18 protein-coding genes and 3 pseudogenes are annotated in these 19,989 nt (G+C 72.6%); 9 read left to right on the top strand and 12 right to left on the bottom strand.

The features are described 5' to 3' along the window. The 3 genes from BJF88_RS13040 to BJF88_RS13030 form a co-directional block, all read left to right on the top strand. A partial coding sequence (locus BJF88_RS13040) for a sensor histidine kinase (RefSeq protein WP_222844006.1) occupies positions 1–344 on the top strand: 344 nt, incomplete at its 5' end. Next, positions 341–1,072 carry a response regulator transcription factor gene (locus BJF88_RS13035; protein WP_075829132.1) on the top strand — a complete coding sequence of 244 codons (732 nt, stop codon included), beginning with the start codon at positions 341–343 and terminating at the stop codon, positions 1,070–1,072. The genes BJF88_RS13040 and BJF88_RS13035, both read left to right, overlap by 4 nt. Positions 1,073–1,082: 10 nt before the next feature. After that, positions 1,083–3,443, top strand: a complete 2,361-nt coding sequence (locus tag BJF88_RS13030; RefSeq protein ID WP_139316069.1) for a glycoside hydrolase family 65 protein — start codon at positions 1,083–1,085, stop codon at positions 3,441–3,443. A 115-nt stretch (positions 3,444–3,558) separates the two neighbouring features. Here BJF88_RS13030 and BJF88_RS13025 read toward each other — a convergent pair whose 3' ends face one another. Then, entirely contained in the window at positions 3,559–4,962 is a 1,404-nt protein-coding gene (locus tag BJF88_RS13025) for an MFS transporter (protein WP_075829128.1), read from the bottom strand. 15 nt (positions 4,963–4,977) lie between these two features. On the opposite strand from BJF88_RS13025, the gene BJF88_RS18455 reads away from it, so the two are divergent. Further along, the gene (locus BJF88_RS18455) at positions 4,978–6,573 is read left to right on the top strand and encodes a ThuA domain-containing protein (protein ID WP_075829126.1); all 1,596 of its coding nucleotides are present in this window, start codon (positions 4,978–4,980) and stop codon (positions 6,571–6,573) included. 170 nt (positions 6,574–6,743) lie between these two features. Here BJF88_RS18455 and BJF88_RS23725 read toward each other — a convergent pair whose 3' ends face one another. The 3 genes and pseudogenes from BJF88_RS23725 to BJF88_RS13010 form a co-directional block, all read right to left on the bottom strand. Beyond that, positions 6,744–7,178 (bottom strand): sugar phosphate isomerase/epimerase family protein, encoded by a 435-nt coding sequence (locus BJF88_RS23725; RefSeq protein ID WP_369824604.1) that lies wholly within the window; start codon positions 7,176–7,178, stop codon positions 6,744–6,746. Between the two features lie 59 nt (positions 7,179–7,237). Beyond that, positions 7,238–7,480 (bottom strand): annotated as a pseudogene (locus BJF88_RS23720) (sugar phosphate isomerase/epimerase); the annotation flags it as partial. A 238-nt stretch (positions 7,481–7,718) separates the two neighbouring features. Beyond that, positions 7,719–9,899, bottom strand: a complete 2,181-nt coding sequence (locus BJF88_RS13010; RefSeq protein WP_075829124.1) for an NHL domain-containing thioredoxin family protein — start codon at positions 9,897–9,899, stop codon at positions 7,719–7,721. 389 nt (positions 9,900–10,288) lie between these two features. Between BJF88_RS13010 and BJF88_RS13005 the strand changes: the two genes are divergently transcribed. From BJF88_RS13005 to BJF88_RS12995, 3 genes are all read left to right on the top strand, one after another. After that, on the top strand, positions 10,289–10,555 hold the full coding sequence (locus BJF88_RS13005; RefSeq protein WP_139316068.1) for a DUF2637 domain-containing protein: 267 nt from the start codon (positions 10,289–10,291) through the stop codon (positions 10,553–10,555). Further along, a complete protein-coding gene (locus BJF88_RS13000) occupies positions 10,552–10,764 on the top strand; it encodes a hypothetical protein (RefSeq protein ID WP_075829122.1) in 213 nt (70 codons plus the stop codon). The genes BJF88_RS13005 and BJF88_RS13000 overlap by 4 nt, the downstream gene beginning before the upstream one ends. Before the next feature lie 164 nt (positions 10,765–10,928). Beyond that, positions 10,929–11,681, top strand: a complete 753-nt coding sequence (locus BJF88_RS12995; protein ID WP_139316067.1) for a hypothetical protein — start codon at positions 10,929–10,931, stop codon at positions 11,679–11,681. Here BJF88_RS12995 and BJF88_RS12990 read toward each other — a convergent pair whose 3' ends face one another. Beyond that, positions 11,682–13,097: a DNA cytosine methyltransferase gene (locus BJF88_RS12990; RefSeq protein WP_255372015.1), complete on the bottom strand. Its 1,416-nt coding sequence runs from the start codon at positions 13,095–13,097 to the stop codon at positions 11,682–11,684. Between the two features lie 104 nt (positions 13,098–13,201). On the opposite strand from BJF88_RS12990, the gene BJF88_RS12985 reads away from it, so the two are divergent. Continuing rightward, positions 13,202–13,612 carry a very short patch repair endonuclease gene (locus tag BJF88_RS12985; protein WP_075829129.1) on the top strand — a complete coding sequence of 137 codons (411 nt, stop codon included), beginning with the start codon at positions 13,202–13,204 and terminating at the stop codon, positions 13,610–13,612. On the opposite strand, the gene BJF88_RS12980 is transcribed toward BJF88_RS12985, so the two are convergent. Then, complete coding sequence (locus BJF88_RS12980; RefSeq protein WP_139316066.1) at positions 13,609–14,454, bottom strand: hypothetical protein; 846 nt, start codon at positions 14,452–14,454, stop codon at positions 13,609–13,611. The genes BJF88_RS12985 and BJF88_RS12980 overlap by 4 nt on opposite strands. A 428-nt stretch (positions 14,455–14,882) precedes the next feature. On the opposite strand from BJF88_RS12980, the gene BJF88_RS12975 reads away from it, so the two are divergent. Then, positions 14,883–15,314, top strand: a complete 432-nt coding sequence (locus BJF88_RS12975; protein ID WP_139316065.1) for a hypothetical protein — start codon at positions 14,883–14,885, stop codon at positions 15,312–15,314. A 761-nt stretch (positions 15,315–16,075) separates the two neighbouring features. Here the strand turns inward: BJF88_RS12975 and BJF88_RS12970 are convergent. The 6 genes and pseudogenes from BJF88_RS12970 to BJF88_RS19700 all read right to left on the bottom strand — a co-directional run. Next, positions 16,076–16,366, bottom strand: a complete 291-nt coding sequence (locus tag BJF88_RS12970) for a hypothetical protein (RefSeq protein ID WP_255372014.1) — start codon at positions 16,364–16,366, stop codon at positions 16,076–16,078. Between the two features lie 103 nt (positions 16,367–16,469). Further along, positions 16,470–17,507 (bottom strand): hypothetical protein, encoded by a 1,038-nt coding sequence (locus BJF88_RS12965; protein ID WP_075829115.1) that lies wholly within the window; start codon positions 17,505–17,507, stop codon positions 16,470–16,472. 66 nt (positions 17,508–17,573) lie between these two features. Continuing rightward, positions 17,574–18,188 (bottom strand): hypothetical protein, encoded by a 615-nt coding sequence (locus BJF88_RS12960; protein WP_255372013.1) that lies wholly within the window; start codon positions 18,186–18,188, stop codon positions 17,574–17,576. Positions 18,189–18,275: 87 nt separating this feature from the next. Beyond that, a pseudogene (locus BJF88_RS23715) lies at positions 18,276–18,509 on the bottom strand (hypothetical protein); the annotation flags it as partial. A 551-nt stretch (positions 18,510–19,060) separates the two neighbouring features. Next, positions 19,061–19,753, bottom strand: a pseudogene (locus BJF88_RS23710) (YhgE/Pip domain-containing protein); the annotation flags it as partial. Next, the coding region (locus BJF88_RS19700) for a hypothetical protein (protein WP_222844005.1) at positions 19,750–19,989 on the bottom strand (240 nt) is incomplete at its 5' end. The gene BJF88_RS19700 and the pseudogene BJF88_RS23710, both read right to left, overlap by 4 nt.

Raw genomic sequence — 19,989 nt, 5'->3', positions numbered from 1 at the left:
GCGTCGCGCGCGGCCCCCTGCCCGCGGCCGCGGACCAGGCGCTGTACCGGATCGCCCAGGAGGCGCTGACGAACGCGCTCAAGCACGCGCCGCGGGCACCCGTCACCGTGCGTCTCGCGCGGTCGGGCGAGCACGTCGACCTCGTCGTGCACGACGACGGCGCCCCTGCCCCCTCGCCTCTCGCCGAGCCGGCGCTGAGCGCGGGCACGGGGCTGCTCACGATGCGCGAGCGCGCCGAGGGACTGGGCGGCACGCTCGAGGCCGGGCCGGTGCCGGACGGCGGGTGGACCGTGCGCGCACGGGTGCCCGTCCCGGCGGCCACGGGCGTGGCGGCCACCGCGTGACCGGGCGCACCGTGCGCGTGCTGCTCGCCGACGACCACGCCGCCATCCGCGCGGGTCTGCACCTGCTGCTCGACGCGGCCGACGACGTCGAGGTCGTCGGCGAGGCGGCCGACGGCACGGCGGCGGTGACGAACGCGCGGGCGCTGCGGCCCGACGTCGTGCTCATGGACCTGCGCATGCCCGGCGTCGACGGCATCGAGGCGACGCGCACCATCACCTCCGAGGGTCTCGCGGACGTGCTCGTGCTCACGACGTTCGACCTCGACGAGTACGTCGACGGCGCGCTGCGGGCCGGGGCCGCCGGGTTCCTGCTCAAGTCCGCCGAGCCGGCGGCGCTGCTCGACGCCGTGCGGCGCGTCGCCGACGGCGACGGCGTCCTCGCACCGGAGGTCACGCGACGCCTGCTCGCGGCGTTCGCCCGCGGCGACGGGGCTGCGTCCGGCGCGGACGCGCACGACGGCGAGCCAGCCGGGTCGGGCGGCCCCGCGCCGTCGGGCACGTCCACCGTGCCGCCGACGACCGCCGGCCCGCGGCTCGCGGGCCTCACGCCGCGCGAGGTCGACGTGCTCGCCGCGCTGGGGCGCGGGCTGTCGAACCAGGGGATCGCACGCGACCTGTTCATCACCGAGGCGACGGCGAAGACGCACGTGTCGCGCGTCCTCGCGAAGCTGGGCGTCGCGACGCGCATGCAGGCGGCGATCGTCGCACGGGACGCCGGTCTCGCCTGACCTCCGCCGGGTGTGGACGCCCCGGTCGTGGTGGAGTGTCCTGCGTGACGCCGAGCAGTCCGACCCGTGGTCCGTGCAGGAGTCCGACCTCGACATCGAGCCCGGGGCGGTCGCCTCGGTGCTCGGCCTGGCCAATGGCTTCGTCGGCGTGCGCGGGGTGCTCGACGAGCTCGACCCGGACGACGAGCCGGCGACGCTCGTCGCGCCCGTGTTCGAGGAGCACGAGCAGACCTACGCCGAGGGCGGGTACGCCTACCCCGAGGTCGAGGAGCGCATGGTCCCGGTCGTCGACGCGTGGCGCCTCGGCTGGTCGGTCGACGGCGTGCCGGTCGACGTCCGGCGCGGGACGGTGCACGAGCACCGGCGTGTGCTCGACGTGCGGCACGGCGTGCTGGACCGCGAGCTGCGGTGGACGGCGCCGTCGGGCGCGACCGTGAGCCTCACCAGCCGACGGCTCGTGTCGCTCGTGCGGCGCGAGGTCGTCGCCACGTGGTGGCAGGTGCGGGCGGAGGACGACGTGACGGTGACCGTCCGCCCCGCGCCGGGCTGCGCGCACGCGGGCGACGGGCCGGCGCCCGACACCCAGAGTGCGCCCGGGCCGCAGGCACCAGGCCTCGTGACGACGTGGTGCCGCCACGACGCGCAGGGGTCGTCGGTCCGCCAGCGGGCCGCCCGTTCGGGCCGCGCGGTCGCCGTCGAGACGGCGCATCTCGTGGAGTGCTCGGACGGCGTCGCCGCGACGTGGGACGACGCGCCGCGGGCCGCCGCGCTCACCGCCCGCCTGCGCGCGGGCGATCGCGTGCGCGTGCTCGTCCTGGCGGCGTACGCGGGCGGTGAGGACACGGCTGCGCTGCCCGCCCGCGCGCACGAGGCGCTCGCCGTCGCCGGTCGAGCGGGGTGGGACGAGCTCCAGCGCGAGCAGCGCGGGTTCCTCGCCGAGGTGTGGGAGCGCGGCGACGTCGTCGTCGAGGGCGACGACGAGATGCAGCAGGCCGTGCGGCACGCGCTGTTCTCCGTGGTCCAGGCCGCGGCGCGCGTCGACGGCGTGGGGATCCGCGCGAAGGGCATGACCGGGACCGGGTACCACGGTCACGCGTTCTGGGACTCCGAGTGCTTCGTGCTCCCCGTGCTCGACCAGGTGCTGCCGACGGCAGCCGCCGACCACCTGCGCTGGCGCCACCAGAAGCTGCCGTACGCGCGTGACCGCGCGGCCGAGCTCGGGCTGCCCGGTGCGTCGTTCCCGTGGCGGACGATCAGCGGACGGGAAAGCTCGGGGTACTGGCCCGCGGGCACCGCGGCGTACCACGTCAACGCCGACGTCGCGTGCGCCGCCGCCCGGCACGCGGCCGTCACGGGGGACGAGACGTTCGAGCGCGACGTCGCGGTGGAGCTCGTCGTCGAGACCGCCCGGCTGTGGGCGGGGCGCGGGCACCACACGGACGAGGGCTTCCGGATCGACGGGGTCACCGGCCCGGACGAGTACACCGCCGTCGTGGACGACAACACGTACACGAACCTCATGGCGCGCTCGAACCTCCGGTTCGCGGACGCGCTGTGCGAGCGTCACCCCTGCGAGGCCGCGCGCCTCGGCGTCACCGCGGACGAGCGCGCGGCGTGGGTGCGTGCGGCCACCCGGATGGTCGTGCCGTACAACGAGCGGCTCGGCGTCACCGAGCAGTCGCGGGACTTCACGCGCCACGCGCCGTGGCACTTCGAGCCCCGTTCCACGGCCCGGTTCCCGCTCGACGACCACGTCCCGTACGTCGAGCTCTACCGTCACCAGGTGGTCAAGCAGGCCGACCTCGTGCTCGCCCTCCACACCGCGTCCGACGCCTTCTCGCCCGAGCAGAAGCTGCGCGACTTCGACTACTACGAGCCCATGACGGTGCGCGACTCGTCGCTGTCGGCGCCCGCGCAGGCGGTCGTGGCGGCCGAGGTCGGGTACGTCGACCTCGCCTACGACTACGCGCGCGAGTGCGCCCTGCTCGACCTGTGCGACCTGCGCGCCTCGACCGACGGCGGCCTCCACGTCGCGTCGCTCGCAGGCGCGTGGACCGCGCTCGTCGCCGGTCTCGGCGGACTGCGGCACGGCGACGAGGGAGTGCTGCACCTCGCGCCCCGGCTGCCCGGGCGCCTCCGGCGGCTCGCGTTCACGGTCCGCCACGGCGACGCGCGCGTCACAGTCGACGTGCGCGGCCAGGTCGTGACGTACCGGCTCGCGGCGGGCGACGAGGCGCTGCTGACGCACCACGGGGAGAAGCTCCTGCTCACCGCCGCCGCGCCCGAGGAGCGGCGCCACGTGCCCCCGGGCGTCGCGCGCCCCGCACCCGCGCAGCCGCCCGGCCGCGCGCCGCTCTTCGCCGCGCCGTGACGGCGTGCGTCGAGCGATGCGCTCCGGACCGAGTGATGCACACTCGCCCGAGAGATGCACCCCGAGGTGCATCGCCCGCGCACGGGTGCATCACTCGCGGAGCAGGGCGATCCGCTCAGGGCTCGGGGTGCAGGGCGTCGTAGCGCCAGAACCGCCGTTGCGACCACAGGACGAGCCACAGCACGACGACGCACGCCACGCCGCCCGCGACGGCGGCCCACGCCTCGCCGACCCACGTCGCCTGCGCGCCGAGCACGAGCTCGCCGAGCCGCGGGCCGCCCGCGACGACGACGATGAACACGCCCTGGAGGCGTCCGCGCATGTCGTCGGGGGTCGCGGTCTGGAGGATCGTCTGGCGGAAGACGGCGCTCACGGCGTCGGAGGCACCGGCGAGCGCGAGGGCGACGCACGCCGCGACGAGACCACCGACGAGCACGGTCGTGGGCTGCGCCGCCCCGACGCCGAGGAGCACGAGCCCGAACAGCACGATCGACAGCCCGTACGCGGTGATCGCCCACACGATGACACGGCCCTGCCACCGCACGCGCGACAGCCCGCCGGAGAACACGCCCGCGAGCACCGCGCCGACGGCGAAGGCCGCCGTGAGCACGCCCGTCGTCGCCTCTCCCCCGCCGAGCCAGACGACGCCCGCGGCGGGCAGCAGCACGCGGGGCGACGCGAGCACCATCGCCGCGAGGTCGGCGAGGAACGTCGTGCGGACGTTCGGCCGCGTGGCGAGGTAGCGCAGCCCGTCGACGACCGACCGCCAGCCGACCACCCGGCCGCGCGGGCGCCGTCGGCCACCGGACCGGTCGCCCGGGCCGACCGGTGCGACGCGCACCCCGGACACGTCGTCGGCCCCGAGGGCCGCGTCCCCGGCCGGCGCCGCCGGGGCGACCTCGGGCACCGACAGCGGCGGGATGTCCGGCAGCCTCCACACGGCCCACAGCGCCGCGGTGAAGAGGACCGCGTCGATCGTGTACGCGACCTGGTAGCCCCACAGCGCGACGAGGAACGCCCCGCCGAGGGGCCCGACCGTGAGCGCGACGTTCCACGCGAGCGTCTGGAGCGCGTTCGCGGCCGGCAGCAGCCGGGGTTCGACGAGCCGCGGGATGATCGCCGACCGCGCCGGGTTGTTGATCGCGAACGCCGCGGACTGGAGCGCGACGAGCACGTAGAGCACGCCGACCGAGTCGAGGCGCAGCCACGCCTGGAGGGCGATCAGCGCGGTGATGACCCACAGCGCCGACGACGCACCGAGCGCGACCCGGCGGCGGTCGTAGGCGTCCACGAGCGCGCCGCCGTACAGCCCGAGCACGACGAGCGGCACGAGCGCGCACACGCCGAGCACGCCGACGGCGAGCGACGACCCCGTGAGCGCGTAGACCTGCAGCCCCACGGCGACGACCGTGAGCTGCGACCCGAGGTTGGAGATCCCGAGGCCCCACCACAGGCGGCGGAACGGCGGCGAGGTGCGCAGCGGCGTCGTGTCGGCGAGAAGACCGTTGACCCGGGACACGATCGGAGAGCCTACGTGAGATACCCCCGGACGCCGCCGCCGCAAGCCGACGCACGTCCGCTTGACTTCTGCCTGAGGGCCGCGAAAAGTAGCCCCTACCGTGCCGCGACGCCGCGGCGCGACGAGACGCTCTCAGGACTCATCGGCGAGACGAGGAGACGCAGGCATGGATTTGTTCAGCGGCAAGACGATCCGCAGGGCGACGGCGGGGCTCGTGACCCTTCCGCTCGCCGCGACCGGGCTCGCGCTCGCGAGCGCTCCGGCCGTGGCGCCGACGAGGACTACAAGATCCTCGTCGTCGGCGAGACGCTGGGGTTCCGGCACTCGCACATCGACGACACCACCCGGGCCCTCATCGCGCTCGGCGAGGAGCACGGCTTCACCGTCGACGTGTGGGACCCGCCGAACGACTCGAGCGGATGGTGGGGGCCGGGGTCGCCCGGTCAGCCCGAGCTCACGCTCGACAGCACGCCGTTCACGAGCACCGAGGACCTCCAGCAGTACGCGACGATCGTCTTCGCGTCGCCGGTGGACAACACCAACGACCTCGACCCCGACAAGCCGCGCCTGCTCGACGACGACGAGCTCGCCGCGTTCCAGGGGTACATCCGCTCCGGCGGCGGCTTCGTCGGCCTGCACGCCGCGACCGACACGATGCACACCGTGCCCTGGTACAGCCAGCTCACGGGCGGCGGCGCGCGGTTCGCCAGCCACCCCCAGCAGCAGACGGCGACCATGCGGGTCGAGAGCCCGGCGCACCCGTCGACGGCGCACCTGCCGACCGCCTGGGAGCGGTTCGACGAGTGGTACAACTACACGACCAACCCCCGCGAGGACGTCCACGTCCTCATCACGCTCGACGAGTCGACGTACAACCCCGGCAACAACGCGATGGGTGAGGACCACCCGATCGCCTGGTGCCAGAACTTCGAGGGCGGCCGCTCCTGGTACGAGGGCGCCGGTCACACCGACGCGTCGTGGACCGACCCGCTCTTCCTCGAGCACGTGCTCAAGGGCGTCGAGTGGACCGCCGGTCTCGTCGAGGGCGGCGGCGACTGCGTGACGTTCGGCGAGGTCGACGAGATCGTCGCGGATCTCGACACGACGGCGATGGGCGACCGCGTGATCACCGGGTCGATCACGGCGCTGCTGGACGGCGCCGAGGAGGCGGCCGACGCGGACGACCACGTGACCGCCGTCCAGATCCTCGGCGGGGCTCGCGCGCTGGTGGACCACCTGTCCGAGGCCGCGGGCGACCGGGAGCTGCTCGGGTCGAAGATCGACGACCTCGTCGAGTGGCAGTCCGCTCTGCCGGGCGAGGGCGACGTCGACCTCGCGTTCTCCGCCGAGGCGGAGCTGCGCGCCCTCGGCAGCAAGGACTACGTCGCGGTGCGCGTCGTGAACGAGGAGGACACCCCGGTCGACGTCACGCTCGCCACGGCGTACGGCACGCGGACGTTCGAGGACGTCGCGCCCGGTCGCTCGGCGTACCACGCGTTCGCGTCCCGCGTCGCCGAGGCACCCGCGGGCGAGGTCGAGGTGACGGTCGCGGCCGACCGCGACGGCACCGAGGTGTTCGAGCACGCCACGGTGGCCTACCCCGCCGGCTGACGCCCGGGCAGGCCGTGCCGGCCTCGGCTCGCCCCGTCCGACGAGCGAGCACGGCACGGCGCCGCCGACCCGCGTCGCGCACGCAGCAGCGCCCGGCACCCACGGAGGGTGCCGGGCGCTGCCGCGTCTCACGAGGCGGAGACGGGCGCCGGGCGTCGGCGCCCGGCGGCTCACCAGGCGTCGGCGTGCCGGTGCACCGGCCCCGGCGGGGGCTCGTACGCCGGGTGCGGCTCCGGCGTGAGGTACGTCCGCGCGAAGAACAGCGACGCCGCGAGGTCCTCCCGGCGCTCGGCGGCGGTGCGTGCGCGGCGCGTCGCGATCTCGACGACGACGTCGCCCGTCCACCCGCGCCGGACGAGCTCGCCGAGCACCTTGTCGCACGGCTGGTCCCCGCGCCCGGGGACGAGGTGCTCGTCCTTGATGGACGACGAGCCGTCGGCGAGGTGGACGTGCGCGAGGCGACCGTCGAACACGTCGAGGAGCATGAGGGCGTCCTGCTGCGCGACGGCGGCGTGGGAGAGGTCGAGCGTGACGTGGTCGTACCCGTGCTCCGCCGGGTCCCAACCGGCAGGTACGCCTGCATCTCGCGCTTGCGCCCGCGCCACGGGTACATGTTCTCGACGGCGATGGTCACGCCCTCGGTCTCGTCGAGCTCGCGCACGAGGTCCTCGAACTCCCGCGCGTACTTGTACTGCCACCGGAACGGCGGGTGCACGACGACGGTGCTCGCCCCGACCTCCTGGGCCAGCTCGACGCTGCGGCGGAGCTTCGGCCCGGGGGACCGGCCCCACACGCGCTGGCTCACGAGGAGCGTCGGTGCGTGGATGCTCCGGATCGGCATCTCGTGCTCGGCGGAGAGCTTGCGGAGGGCGGCCGCGTCCTGGGTCACCTCGTCCGACCAGACCATGACCTCCATGCCGTCGTAGCCGAGGTCGGCGGCGGCCTGGAAGGCGTAGCCGGCGCGCCGCGGGTAGACGCTCGCCGTCGAGAGGGTCACGTGGATCCCCGGCTCCCCGGGGCCCGAGGGAGGACGCGGGGTCGTCGCGTCTGACATGCCCGCCACCCTAGACCCGCCGCCCGGGCTCCACACCCAGCGCTGCCGACCCGGCGCGGGCGTGGCAGAATCCGCGTCCTTCACCCGCGGCTCAGCCCCGCAGCGGCAGCACCAGCTCCGGATCCGTGGCGGTCCCACCCGCGCCGACCACCCGGACGGGCACGCCCCAGTCCTGCTGCGCGAGGTGGCACGCGGGGAACACCTCGGGGTCGGGCTGCCCGTCGGGGCCGAGCGGCACGACGTCGCACGACGCCGCGCGGGCCGTCACGTGCAGCACGCCCTCGGCCACGTCCGGGTTGATCACGAGGTCGCGCGCGAGGTCGGTCCCGGTGCCGTCGCCGGAGAGCAGCAGCTCCGTCGGCGTCGCGCTGACCCGCAGCTCGGTGGACGGCCCGAACCGGTCGTCGAGCTTCTGCCCCGGCGCGGGCACAAAGGGCACGTCGAGCCGCAGCGGTCCGGCGGCGACGTCGGTGGCGGGCCGCTGCGTGCGGTGGGCGCCGCCGTCGAGCACCTCGCCCGCGAGGTCGGCCGGCAGCGCGACGCGCGTGAGCCGGTGCGCGGCGGACTCGACGACGAGGAGGTGCACCTGCGCGGAACCGTCGGGCGCCTCCCCGACCTGCACGACGACGTCGCTCGGCTCGGCGAGGCCCGTCGCCAGGGTCGTGACCTCGCCGGCGAGGCGGGTCCCCGCCGTCCCGTCCCCGACGTCGGAGCCGCTCGCCGCGTCGTCGATCACGACCCGGCGGAGCGCGCCGTCGTACGTGTCGGCGACGACGACGCTCCCGTCGGGCAGCACCGCGACCCCGAGCGGGTGCTGGAGCAGGGCCTGGTCCGTGCGCCCGTCGCGGTGCCCGAAGTCGAACAGGCCCTGCCCGACCGCGGTCCGCACGGAGACCTCCCCGCCGGCGACAACCGCACGCCGAAGCGCCGACGTCTCGGAGTCGGCGACCCACACCGCGCCGTCGGCCCCCACCGCGAGCCCGGACGGCTGCGCGAACCACGCCACCGCACCGGGCCCGTCCTCGAGCCCCTCGTTCATCGTCCCCGCGAGCAGCCGCACGGAGCCCTCCCGACCGTCACCGCCCGGCACGAACGCCCACAGCGTGTGGTTCCCCGCCATCGCCACGACGAACGCGGCCAGCTCCGACGACCACGCCACGTCCCACGGCGACGACAGCTTCTGCCGCCGCGGGCCGGAGAGCACCTCGCCCGAGGCCTGCGTCGAGTCACCGACGGTGGTGGCGAGCGACGAGGCGGAGGGGACGGGGTCGGTGGTGGTGGCGGGTCGTGGCGGGTCTGGCGGGAGGTCGCGAGGGACGAGCGACCGGATGGTAGACCCGCCGCCACCACCGACCTCGGCCCCGGCCCCGGCCCCGGCCCCGGCCCCGGGCAGCACGTTGTCGACCGCACCCACCATGTACTGCTGCCCGTTCCCGGCGACGGTCGTCACGGCGCCGTCGGCGAGCCGCACGCCCCGCAGCGCGTGGTTCACGGTGTCGGCGACGAGCACGTCGTACCCGACCGACGCCCGCAGCTCCTCGGGCACGAGGCACAGCCCGTTGGGCTCGCTGAACCGGGCGTCGTCGGGTCCGCCGTCGACGAGGCCGCGCTCGCCGGTGCCGATGCGGCGGACGAGGGTCTCGGCGTCGGGCGCGAGCTCGGCGAGGGAGTGGTGGCCGGCGTCGGCGACGAGGAGGTTGCCGTCCGGCAGCGTGATCGCCTTGGCGGGGAACCGCAGGGTGCCCGACGTCGGGGCGGGCGGCACGTAGACGTCGGCGCTGCCCGGAACCGCCGACCGCAGCGTCCCCTTGGCGTCGTGCTCGGCGACGAGCTCGTCGACGAGGGCCGCGATGGCGGACGCGTGCCCTTCGCCGGCCATCTGCGCGACGACGTACCCCTCGGGGTCGACGACGACGAGCGTCGGCCAGGCGCGCGCCGAGTAGGCGGACCAGGTGACGAGCTCGGGGTCGTCGAGCACGGGGTGGTGCACCTCGTACCGCTCGACGGCGGCGGCGAGCGCGTCGGGGTCGGCCTCGTGCTCGAACTTCGGCGAGTGCACGCCGACGATGACGAGATCGTCGCGGTGCGCCTCCTCGAGCTCGCGCAGCTCGTCGAGCACGTGGAGGCAGTTGATGCAGCAGAAGGTCCAGAAGTCGAGGACCAGGACGCGACCGCGGAAATCCTCGAGGCTCAGCGACTTGCCCCCGGTGTTCAGCCAGCCGCGACCGACGAGCTCGGACGCACGGACACGTGGGCCACGGGTGACAGTCACTCGCCCATTCTGCGGTACGCCGCGAGCGACCCGACATCAGCAAGCCCCCGCGAGAGCGCCGACTCTCCGGATGCGTGGCCGGAAGGGCGATTCCGGCGATGACCAGCTTTACGCGCTCGGCTGCGGCTATCGCGATCCACATGCAGCACGACAACGCGCAACCGACTGGCGCGACTGCTCTGAACGATGCGTCAACAGTCTGTGTGTGCATTGCCTTCGACCAGCGCCTCCCGCGCGTGCTCGCCGCCCTGTTCGCCTGTGGGGGTCATCGTCCGCCTCATTCAGCCAAACAGAATCGTGGCTCAAGCCATGATTGCTCGGATGTACGCCACCAACCGAAACTGCCAAGCGCATGCCCGAGGCACGCGAGCCAAGGGCGAGGATGAGCGGTGACCACGCTCCCTGGTGATTCTCATGCAAATCTAGTCTTCACCATGGTCGTGACGGTGCTCCTAGCAATCGTCGCCTTCAGAATCTCGTTCGCCGGCCTCGTCGCCGTCGCCTCGTGGGCAGGCATCCCCGCGTGGGCGACACCCCGCCTGCCAATCGTCATCGATGGAGCTCACATCGCGTTTACAGCGGAAATGCTCGTTCACAAGGTCCATGGCGAGTCCGTGACCGGTCTTGGGCCGCACTCATCTTCTTCGCTTGCGTGAGCGTCGCGTCGAACGTCATTCACGCCTGGGACGCCTCAGACGGCAGGTGGCACGCCTACGCGGGAGGCTTCATCGCCCCGCTCGCGCTCGCGCTCGTGCTCGTGCTCGTGCTCGTGCTCAAGCCCGCATCGCTAGCGAACGCTCGACCCGGGGCCGCGGTGGCCGCCGAGTCGGTGCAGGTTTCCGAACTCGCGGCCGCCGAGCCCTAGCACGCAACTCAACTCGAGGGACCTGGCACCGGAGCCCGAGCCTGCCTATATCAGCACCGTAGAGCCGCTACGTTCGCGCGGGAAGCGGGTGAATCTCGCCTGAGGCTTACCGGTGATGGCAACGAAGCGCATGGAAGGCGGATCAGCTCGCTACGGTGCGCTGCATGGAGTTGCAGCAGATCGTGGAGCGGTACGCCGAGGCAATCGAGTACGTTGACGCGACCATCGCGGCCTCGGGTGCGAACACCCGGACTGGCGTCATCTACCAGGTTGGCTTCAAGTCCCTGAACGAAGAGCCGGCGGTCGATGCAATCGATGACGCGTGGGAGCAACTGCATCCGGGTGAGCGGAAGGTCCATAGGATGAAGGTCCGCTACCCCGATCTGCCGGCGACCGCGAAGGTTGACCACGTCATAACGACTGACGGAGATCCGGGCGACGACGAGTGGGGCATCGAGGTCAAGCGCCTGCAGTTCGTGGGCGACAACGGCAAGCGCAATGACTACGCGACCACTAAGGTGCTGTCCCCGTACCTCAAGGACCGGGGCATGCTCCATGACGCGCTGCGACTACGTGAGTACGGGTTCACCCGCAGGGTCGCGGTGGTCGCTTACTCGTTCGACTACGACTCGATCACCTTGGAACAGGCAGCGGCGGAGCACACGTCCCGCGAGTCGGTCGCGGTCTTGTCCGAGATCGCCAACGTTCTTGACGTCAACGGCGGGCACATGCGCACACGCCCCTTGATGGAGTTCGCTGATGCGATCATGGGCCTTCGCGGCCTGATCAACGGACCACGTGCTCAAGCAGAGTTCGAGGCGTGGCGACACCCCGCCGGCGGTAAGGGCGTCGTGTTCGGATGGGAGATCCGTCGCCCACAACTGGAACCGGACTACGATCCTCGGCACCCCTGGTAGTCAGGCGGTGGGCTTCATCGCCGCCAGGATGCCATCCGGCGAGAGCGGAGCCGCATCGAGCACGGCATGCAGGATGCTGCGGCCCTCGGGTGTGGTCTTGAGGATCTCCTCGTCTCGCTCGACGTGCGCACGAAGGATGTGCCACACGGCGCCGACGTTCACGCCGTTGCCCATTTGCTTGTAGGTCGCGCCCGGCCGCTGGTCTCCAAAGTCGAACCAGTCGGGGAGACCTTGAAGCCGGGCGGTCTCACGGGGAGACAGGCGTCGTTCGCGAGGACCAACGATCGAGGTCTGCGTGATGGCCACGAGCGCAGGCAGGTAGGTCGGACGCTTGGCGCGGATACCGGATGGCCGGAAGTGCATCACCGTGTCCCACAGACGCGGCGTGTCCTGAGCCTGCCATTCGAGCTTGCGGCGCGAGGGAGGAAACGCGTCCGTGAACACGCCCCACTTCTCGGCCCACGCGTCAAGCACGTCCTTGTGGGCCCTGTAGAACTCGTAGTTCTTCCTCAGATGCGACGTCTTCCATGCGGGCGTGCCGGGAGGGATGGGGTCGCGATAGTCGCGCCAGGAGTTTGCCCAAATCGGGAAACCAGGCAGCCGTCGACCCTCGCGCCGCTCCCACATGATCTCAACGAAGTCGTTCCATGCGTCGATCCACAGCCGCTCGGCACTAGTCAGTTCGCAGCCGGGAATGTTGTGAGAGTCGTCAAGCAGATCCTCTAGGTGCCACTCCTCCTTCGGCTCCCAGCCGTCGATGGCCTTGTTCGAGAACGCAACCGGACCCACTGGCAGTCCGTCGCCAATCCCGTTCGGGTTGTGCGTCGCCGTGATGAAGACACGCTCTCGGACCTGGGGTCGACCACCGCGCTCGGGCGGTAGCAGGTGCGGCGAGAAGATGGCCGGCGTCTCGGACACCCTGTAGTCGAGATCCTTCAGTGTCTCGATGATGACCTGCCATTCATGCAGGTGACGGGGACCGGCAAGGTTTCGGACGTTCTCGAGGATGACGACCTTCGGCCTGCGCTCCTCGATGATCCTCGCGATGTTCCAGAACAGCGTGCCGCGCGTCTCCTCCATGCCGCGCTGGGCGCCGCTCTTGGAGAACGGCTGGCACGGGAAGCCCGCCGCCAGGATCTCGTGCTCGGGGACCGCCATGGTGTCGTCGTTGGCGTGCTTTGTGATGTCACCCAGTGGGTCGTAACCCCAGTTCCGCTCGTAGACCCTGGCGGCTGCCGGGTCGATCTCGACCGCGTACTTACACTCGCCGCCGTACGCCGAGAGGGCGGCGTGGAACCCGCCGATCCCGGCGAAGAGGTCTACGAACCGGAACGCGGGGACTGATGCGACCATGGCTGGAAGCTTAGCCCAGCCCCTCTGACACAGCAGCATTGAGCCCAGCGTGTCGTCGATCACGTGTTCGAACCAGGAGCGCGCCCTGGCTAGGGTTGGTGCGAGTAGGGCATCCTGGCGCAGTGGACCCTCGGTTCCCCAGCGTCGATCCTGTGGTGAGTGCGCGCATGAGCCGCGTGCGACGTCGCGACACGAAGCCCGAACTTGCCCTGCGTCGCAAACTCCACCGTCGCGGCCGACGCTTCTACGTCGATCGAGCCGTACTCCCACGCCGGCGCGCTGACCTGGTCTTCCCCCGCGCCCGAGTGTGCGTCTTTGTAGATGGCTGCTATTGGCATGTCTGTCCTGAGCACCGGACGACGCCCAGGGTAAACGTCGAGTACTGGACGGCCAAGCTCGCCCGCAACGTCGAGCGGGACCGCCAGACAGACCGCGACCTGACGGCGGAAGGCTGGACCGTGATTCGTGTCTGGGAGCACGAGCGGCCCAGTGCGGCCGCCGATCGCGTAGAGGCGTTGCTCCCCGGGCGCAGGGTCGCGACGCAGCATCCTGGCAGCCCCGTCCGCTCGCGACCTTAGCCTCGCTTGCGCCGTCGAGATTGAGGGTCTGGCGGCACGGACACCAGCCTGGTCGGCTTCGAGTTTGGCACGACGAACTCCTCCGCCAGCTTGAGGAGCTGATCGTGCTGGTGCTGGACGTGATCCGCGCGATCCCAGGCGAGGCAACCAAGGATGGTGAACTGTGTAGCGATGCCGAGAAGAACTGGCGCCATTTGGCTCTCTGGAACGGTGACGAATCCAAGGCCTGACGGCGAACCTTCTTCGATCACGTGAAGGTCCGTTTGCATCGAACTCGGGTGCATGAGGTTGGACGCGATGCGAAAGTAGACATAAAGGCGATCCGGCGGCCATCCGTCGAGTGAAATTTCGTCGCAGATGCGCTTGAAACTCTGCTCGTCCGCCTTTCCTTTGAGTGAATCGAAGTCCTCCTGCGCGGAGACGAGTGCGGCCGAGTCAACATCGACCAATCCGACCTTCGCGGCACCCCTCAACATATTCAAGTGCTGGCGGGCACCCTCCTTCGCGACAGACTCGACGCGCTCTGGATACAACTCGAGCCAGACCGCCCGAGTCGAAAACTCAATCACCTGACGGACGAGGGCAATTGCTGCTACCTGGCGCGAGGGGTGGTCAACGGATCGCTTCCAGAGTTCCGAGAGCCCGTCCGCGAGGGCGACGGTCTGAGAGACCAGAGCAAACAAGGTGGGCGCGTACGCCGTGGGCAACTCTGCGAGGAACTTTGCCTCCGGGCGATCTTCACGCCAAGTCTGGACGAGGTCGTCAAGAACCTCCATGCATCGGTCCGGGCCTGGGCCATCCAGGGCGACGGTCTCTGGCTGGGTCTGCGGCTTGCTACTCATGCCCAGACGCTAGACCCTCACCAATGGCCTGTTCCAGACATACGGGCGCTTTCACCGCCTTAGATCGGCTCTAGGCCGGAGCCTCTGCTCCTCGGGACGGACGCGGTGGTCTCAAGCAAGTGACGGGTCGTCGTCCTTGTCGTACATAGAGGGCCACGCAGACACTCTCGGCCCCAAGGTCACACGCTTGGTGACCCCGTCTGCCACCTTCCCTCCTATCGACGCGGCGGCCTCGGTCGGAGAACTGTGCGTTGTACCTCTGCACGACGCGCTGGAAATTCAGCCGCTGGCGTGCCTTCTGTTCGGGACTCTCTCCAGCGTTCCGCCACGAGTCGTCAACCCAGCATGGCGCACTCGGAACCATGAGGCTGTCGAGCGCGTCGACGCGGTCTCGCGTCGTGAACCGGTGCCATCATGTGACGATGCGAATGACCAGCGACGACGTGTGGGTGTCGATAGAGCCCATGATCGAGGACGAGGCGAAGGTGCGTGTTCCCAACGAGCACGCGGAGGAGATGCGCCAAGACCTCCTGGACGCAGGACTCGATCCAACTCTCGGCGGAGAGTTCTCGGCCGTTCCAGAAGGTGTCATTTGGGCCGTCTCGATCAGCGGGCCCGCACTCACGGCGCTGGTGACCGCTTTGCGCGCCTACTGGCACCGTCACGACGGCAAGGAAGTGACGCTTGAGCCGCATACAGGGAAGCCGGTCAAACTGAAGGGCTTCCCTGCCGAGGAGGTCGAGCGCCTGATCTCAGGGGAGGTCGAGGCGAACCGCGAGCTCGGGCGCGGGGCACAGCGCGCATTCGAGGAGTCGGTCGCTCGACAGGAGCGGGAGAGCCCGCGGGCTGAGACCGGGTAGGTGAACCTTTGGCGTACGACCGCCTCAGGCTCACGCCCCACCTACTCATCGGTGCGCCAATTTCACCCGCCGCTCGTTCGGGTCAGCGATAACGGCATAGATCTCGCCGTTGATGAGCGCTTTCGCCGCCTTGCGAGCCTCCGGGAAGGTCGGCCGGGTCATGCTCGAGCCGCCTGTCAGCGCCGATCCGCAGACCCTACGGGGCTGGTCCACCGAGCCAGAGCCCCGGCCTCACGGCGATAGCGCTTCATGCGCGCGATGTTTTTCCTCCACTTCTCGCTGTTCGCGCGGCCGATGTCGGTACGGATGATGTTTGCAAGCCGGTCGCGCTCGTTTCCGTGCCATCGATCCCGAGGATTTGGCGCTCCGTGACCGCGTGCCTCGTGAGCAACGCAGCCAGCGTGTCAGCGCCTTCCCGTCGGCGCGGTCGAGTGCCCAGACGATGACCGTATGGAATTCGTCGCCCTTATCGAACTCGGCCAGCGCGACACGGCTTCCTGTTCCTGCGCGCCTTGTTCGCACCCAGATGGCGCAGCACTGCGCCCAGAATGGGAACATGGCCACCGAACTCGACCTAGGGGACTGAGCCGCCATCGACGTTCGGCTTGGCCGGAGCTTTCGGGAACGTCCAGAAGTCGACCACAACGACCTTGCCTCGCACGTCAGCAAAGGGGTGAGGTCGTGACCGCCGTGTTGAGCGAGCCGCGGCCGGCCAAATCGGACGCGCGGCAGGCGGGAAACGGTCGGGGAGTCGGGGGTCGTCAGGACGACGCGGTGATCGCTCCGACGACGCGGACCTCCACGTCGACGCCGTCGACCGACGCGGGGACGGCCACCTCGGCGGACGCGACGTTGACCCGCAGGACCCAGTCCTCCGGCTCGACGGCACGGCCGGTCGCCGGGCCGCGTGCCGCGCCGCGCGCCGCGGTGCCGCCGGTGCCGTCCTGCGGGGGGTGGGCACGGGTGATGCCGATGCCGGTCACGCCGTCGCGGCCACCGATCTCGCGGCGGAGGACGGTCTTCGCCTCGCGCGCGCTCTCGAGCGTCGCCATCCGCACCACCTCCCGGGGCCGTCGTGCGTTCCCCGCCATTGTGCGCCCGATCGCCGCTCCGCGACAGGCTCGTGGGCGACCGGAGGAGGGGACGGGCGGCGGCTCAACGGAGCAGCGTCACCCCGAGGCGGTCCAGGACGGTGCCGACGGGGTTGCAGTACGTGAGCCCGCCGCCGTTCGTCCCGCCCGTCTCGGAACCGGCGAACAGGAGGCCGAGCGCGACGCCGTCCTGGCGGTACACGAGCGAGCCGGAGTCACCGCCGCGCGAGAACGGGCCGGTGCCCGTCGACTCGACCTCGATCTGGTCGTCGAAGCGCAGCGCGCCGAGCTCGTCGCCGTACCCCACGACGACGTCGTCCAGCTCGATGGCCGTGACGCGCCCCGCGGTGACGCCCGTGGTGCGGCCGGTCTTGCCGACGGGCTCGCCGCCCAGCGCGACGGCGGTGGTCGTCACCCGGCCCACCGGGTACGTCGGGTCGACCTGCGGGTCGTCGAGCAGCGCGAGCGCCGCGTCGACGGTCTGCGTCACGCCCGCCTCGAGCGGCACGAGCGCCGCGAGGGTGCCGACGCGGTCGTCCGGCTCGCGGCCGCCGTCGGCGGGGCCGGGCTGCACGACGACGTCCCCCGCGCGCGCGGCCGGCGATCCGGCGAGCACGTGCCAGTTCGACAGCGCGTACACCGCGCCCGCGGTCCCGTTCCCGCCGGTCGAGCGGACGAAGGCCCCGAGCGTCCCGGCCGACACGTCGACGTGCGCGATCGACACGCCGGGACGCAGGGGGCGCGCGCGGCCCGTCTCCCCCGCGGCCTGCGCGGTCACGACGGGCGGGCGGACGACGGGCGCGTCACCGCCGAGCGCCCTGATGCGGCCCGTCCGCCGCACGTCGACCGCCCGCCCGGCCTCCGCCGCGACCCGTCGCGCGATGCTGCGCGCCGTCGGCACGCCGAGCCGGTACCGCACCGCGATGGCGTACCCGTCCTCGCGGGGCGCGAGACCGAGCGCGAGCGTGGGTGCCCGCACGAGGCGCGCGGCGTCGTCGGGCACCCCGCTGGCCTCGATGCCGGGTGCGCCGCTGCGCTCGGCGAGCTCGCGCGCGTAGCCGGCGAGCTGGGTCTTGATCTCCCGGGCCTCGTCCTGGTCCATGCGGAGAGTGTGACGGCCACCACCCACGGTCGCCCGCCGGACGCCGGGCGACCGACGCCCAGGGGCTCACGCGCGCAGGAGCTGCTCGACGCGCACCGTGCGCCTGCGCGCGACGACGAGCGTCGTCACGGCGAAGGACACGAGCCCCCACACGACGAGGGCGACGACGCCCGCCGCTCCGCCGGTCGCGCCGGGGACGACGACGGCGGTCAGCGCCGTGAGCGCCGGGCCGACCGGCAGCACGTCGCGCAGCGCGACGAGGCCCGAGGGCACGGTCGCGACGACGCCGGTCGCGACGAGCAGCACGGCGACGAGGACGCTCAGCGCGCGGCCGACGTCGCCGAGGAGGGCGGCGAGAGCCTGGTTGAGCGCCACGAACGCGACGGAGGCGAGCGCGCCGACGGCGAGCAGTCCCAGCCACCCGCCCGGGCTCGCGTGCTCGACGGCGGCGAGGACGCCCCCGACGGCGAGGCCCGTCACGACGCCCACGGCCGCGGGGCCGGCGAGGGCGTGCGCGGCGAGGCGGGCCGGCCCGCGGGTCGACCCGAGGAGCTGCGGCGGGACGGGCGGGAAGGCGAGGAAGAGGGCGAGCGCCCCGAACCACAGGGCGAGCACGGCGAACACCGGGCCGGTCGACCCCGTGGTCAGGGCGTCGTCGGGTGCGGCGACGGGGTCGGCCACGACGGAGGCGAGGTGCTCGGCCTCGTCGTCGGTGTAGGTGGGGACCTGGGCGGTGGCCTGGTCGAGGCCGTCCGCGAGGTCGGACGAGCCGTCCGCGAGCTGCCCGACGCCGCCCGCCAGGTCGCTCGCGCCGGTCGCCAGGCCCTGGGTCCCGGTGGCGAGCTGGTCGGCGCCGGTGCCGAGCTCGCCGATCCCGTCCGCGAGCCGGTCGGCGCCGTCGTCGAGCTGCCGCAGCCCGGTCGTGAGGTCGGTGGCGCCCGTCGCGACGCCCGCCGCGCCGGTCGCCGCCTGCGCGGCCCCGTCCGCCGAGCTGCTGGGCACCGGTCGCGAGCTGGTCGACACCGGCCGCGAGGCCGTAGAGGCCGGTGGGTCCGTCGGGTGTCGCGGCCTGCCCGGCGAGCGCCGCGTTCCCGGCGGCGACGAGCCGCGCGGCCTCCTCGAGCTCGCGGAGCCGCAGGATCTGCGCGTCGAGCTCCCGGCAGGGCGCGGAGGCCGGGTCGAGGTCGCACCGCGCCGCACGCTTGACGCGTCGAGCGCGGGTCGAGGTCGCACCGCGCCGTACGGGACGCGTCGAGCGCGGCGACGTCCGCCGCGACGAGCGCGCCGACGCCGTCGGACACCTGCTGCGAGCCCGCGGCGAGCTCGGCGGCCCGCGCGGGCAGAGGCGCGAGGGCGCCGTCGAGCCCGGTGAGACCGGAGGAGAGCTGTCCGGCGCCGTCGGCGACGCCCTGGGCGCCGGCCGCGACCTGGTCGGCCCCGGCCGCGAGGGCCGCCGCGCCGTCCGCGCTCCGTCCGGCGCCCGCCGCCAGGTCGTCGGCCCCGGCCCCGAGCGCGCCGACGCCCGCCGCGAGGTCGCCGGCACCCGTGGCGACCTGGTCGGCGCCGTCGGCGAGCTGCGTCGCGCCACCGCTCGCGTCCGACGCCCCGCCGGCGAGCTGCGACGCCCCGTCGGCGGCCTGGCCGAGCTGCTGGTTCAGCGTCGTGAACCCGACGAGAACGCCGTCGACGTAGTTCTCGGTGAGCGTCTGCCCGAGGACGGAGGTCGCGGTCGTCGTCACGGCGCGCGCGAGCGCGGCGTCGACGACGCTGCCGCCGGGCACCGTCTCGACGGTCAGCGTCGCCCGGGTCGCCGCGGACGGGTCGTCCCCGCCGAAGGACGTGGCGCTCGCGGAGAAGTCCTCCGGGATGGTCACGACGGCCGCGTAGGTGCCGTCGGCGAGGCCGGAGGACGCGTCGGACGCGTCGGTGACGACCCACGTGTAGTTCACGGTTCCGGGGTCGGGCTGCGTCGCCACGGGGCCGGTGTCGCTCGACGGCGCGCCGCCGCTCACGAGGCCGGCGGCGAGCTGGCGGCCGAGCGGCACGGTCTGCCCGTCCACCTGGACGGGCTGGTCGTGGTTGACGATCGCCGCCTGCACCGTGTCGAGCCGGCTCTGCGGGTCCCACAGCGCCCACAGGAGCAGGCCGAGCACCGCGAGCGGCAGCACGACGGCGGCGACGACGGCCCACGTCCGGCGCGGGCCGGGCGACGGGACGGGCCGGTCGGCCAGGGGCGTCGCGCTCATGCGCCGACCTCCTCGGGCGTGGCGGGGACGACCTCGACGGGCTCGCCGTCGGGCGACGGGGGCACCAGCTCGACCACGTGCGCGCCGGGTGGCGCGAGCGCCGCCCCCGCCGGTCCGAGCGCGCCGAGGACGAGCGCCGTGCCGGCCGCCGACGCGCGGGCGAGCGCCCGGGCGAGGGCGGCCCGCTCGCCCGGGGCGGCGACGGCGTCGGTCCCCGTCGACGACGAGGACGCGCG

It is taken from the genome of Cellulosimicrobium sp. CUA-896 (genome assembly GCF_001942335.1).
GTDB lineage: Bacteria > Actinomycetota > Actinomycetes > Actinomycetales > Cellulomonadaceae > Cellulosimicrobium.
This window is presented reverse-complemented; position numbering and strand designations above follow the sequence as displayed.

What these genes read in the sequence shown, in the direction of transcription:
- BJF88_RS12970 (WP_255372014.1), bottom strand. Translation starts at nt 16,366, where the DNA reads ATGGCGACGCTCGAGAGCGCGCGCGAGGCGAAGACCGTCCTCCGCCGC.
- BJF88_RS12980 (WP_139316066.1), bottom strand. Translation starts at nt 14,454, where the DNA reads ATGAGTAGCAAGCCGCAGACCCAGCCAGAGACCGTCGCCCTGGATGGC.
- BJF88_RS12975 (WP_139316065.1), top strand. Translation starts at nt 14,883, where the DNA reads ATGACCAGCGACGACGTGTGGGTGTCGATAGAGCCCATGATCGAGGAC.
- BJF88_RS12985 (WP_075829129.1), top strand. Translation starts at nt 13,202, where the DNA reads ATGAGCCGCGTGCGACGTCGCGACACGAAGCCCGAACTTGCCCTGCGT.
- BJF88_RS12995 (WP_139316067.1), top strand. Translation starts at nt 10,929, where the DNA reads ATGGAGTTGCAGCAGATCGTGGAGCGGTACGCCGAGGCAATCGAGTAC.
- BJF88_RS12965 (WP_075829115.1), bottom strand. Translation starts at nt 17,507, where the DNA reads ATGGACCAGGACGAGGCCCGGGAGATCAAGACCCAGCTCGCCGGCTAC.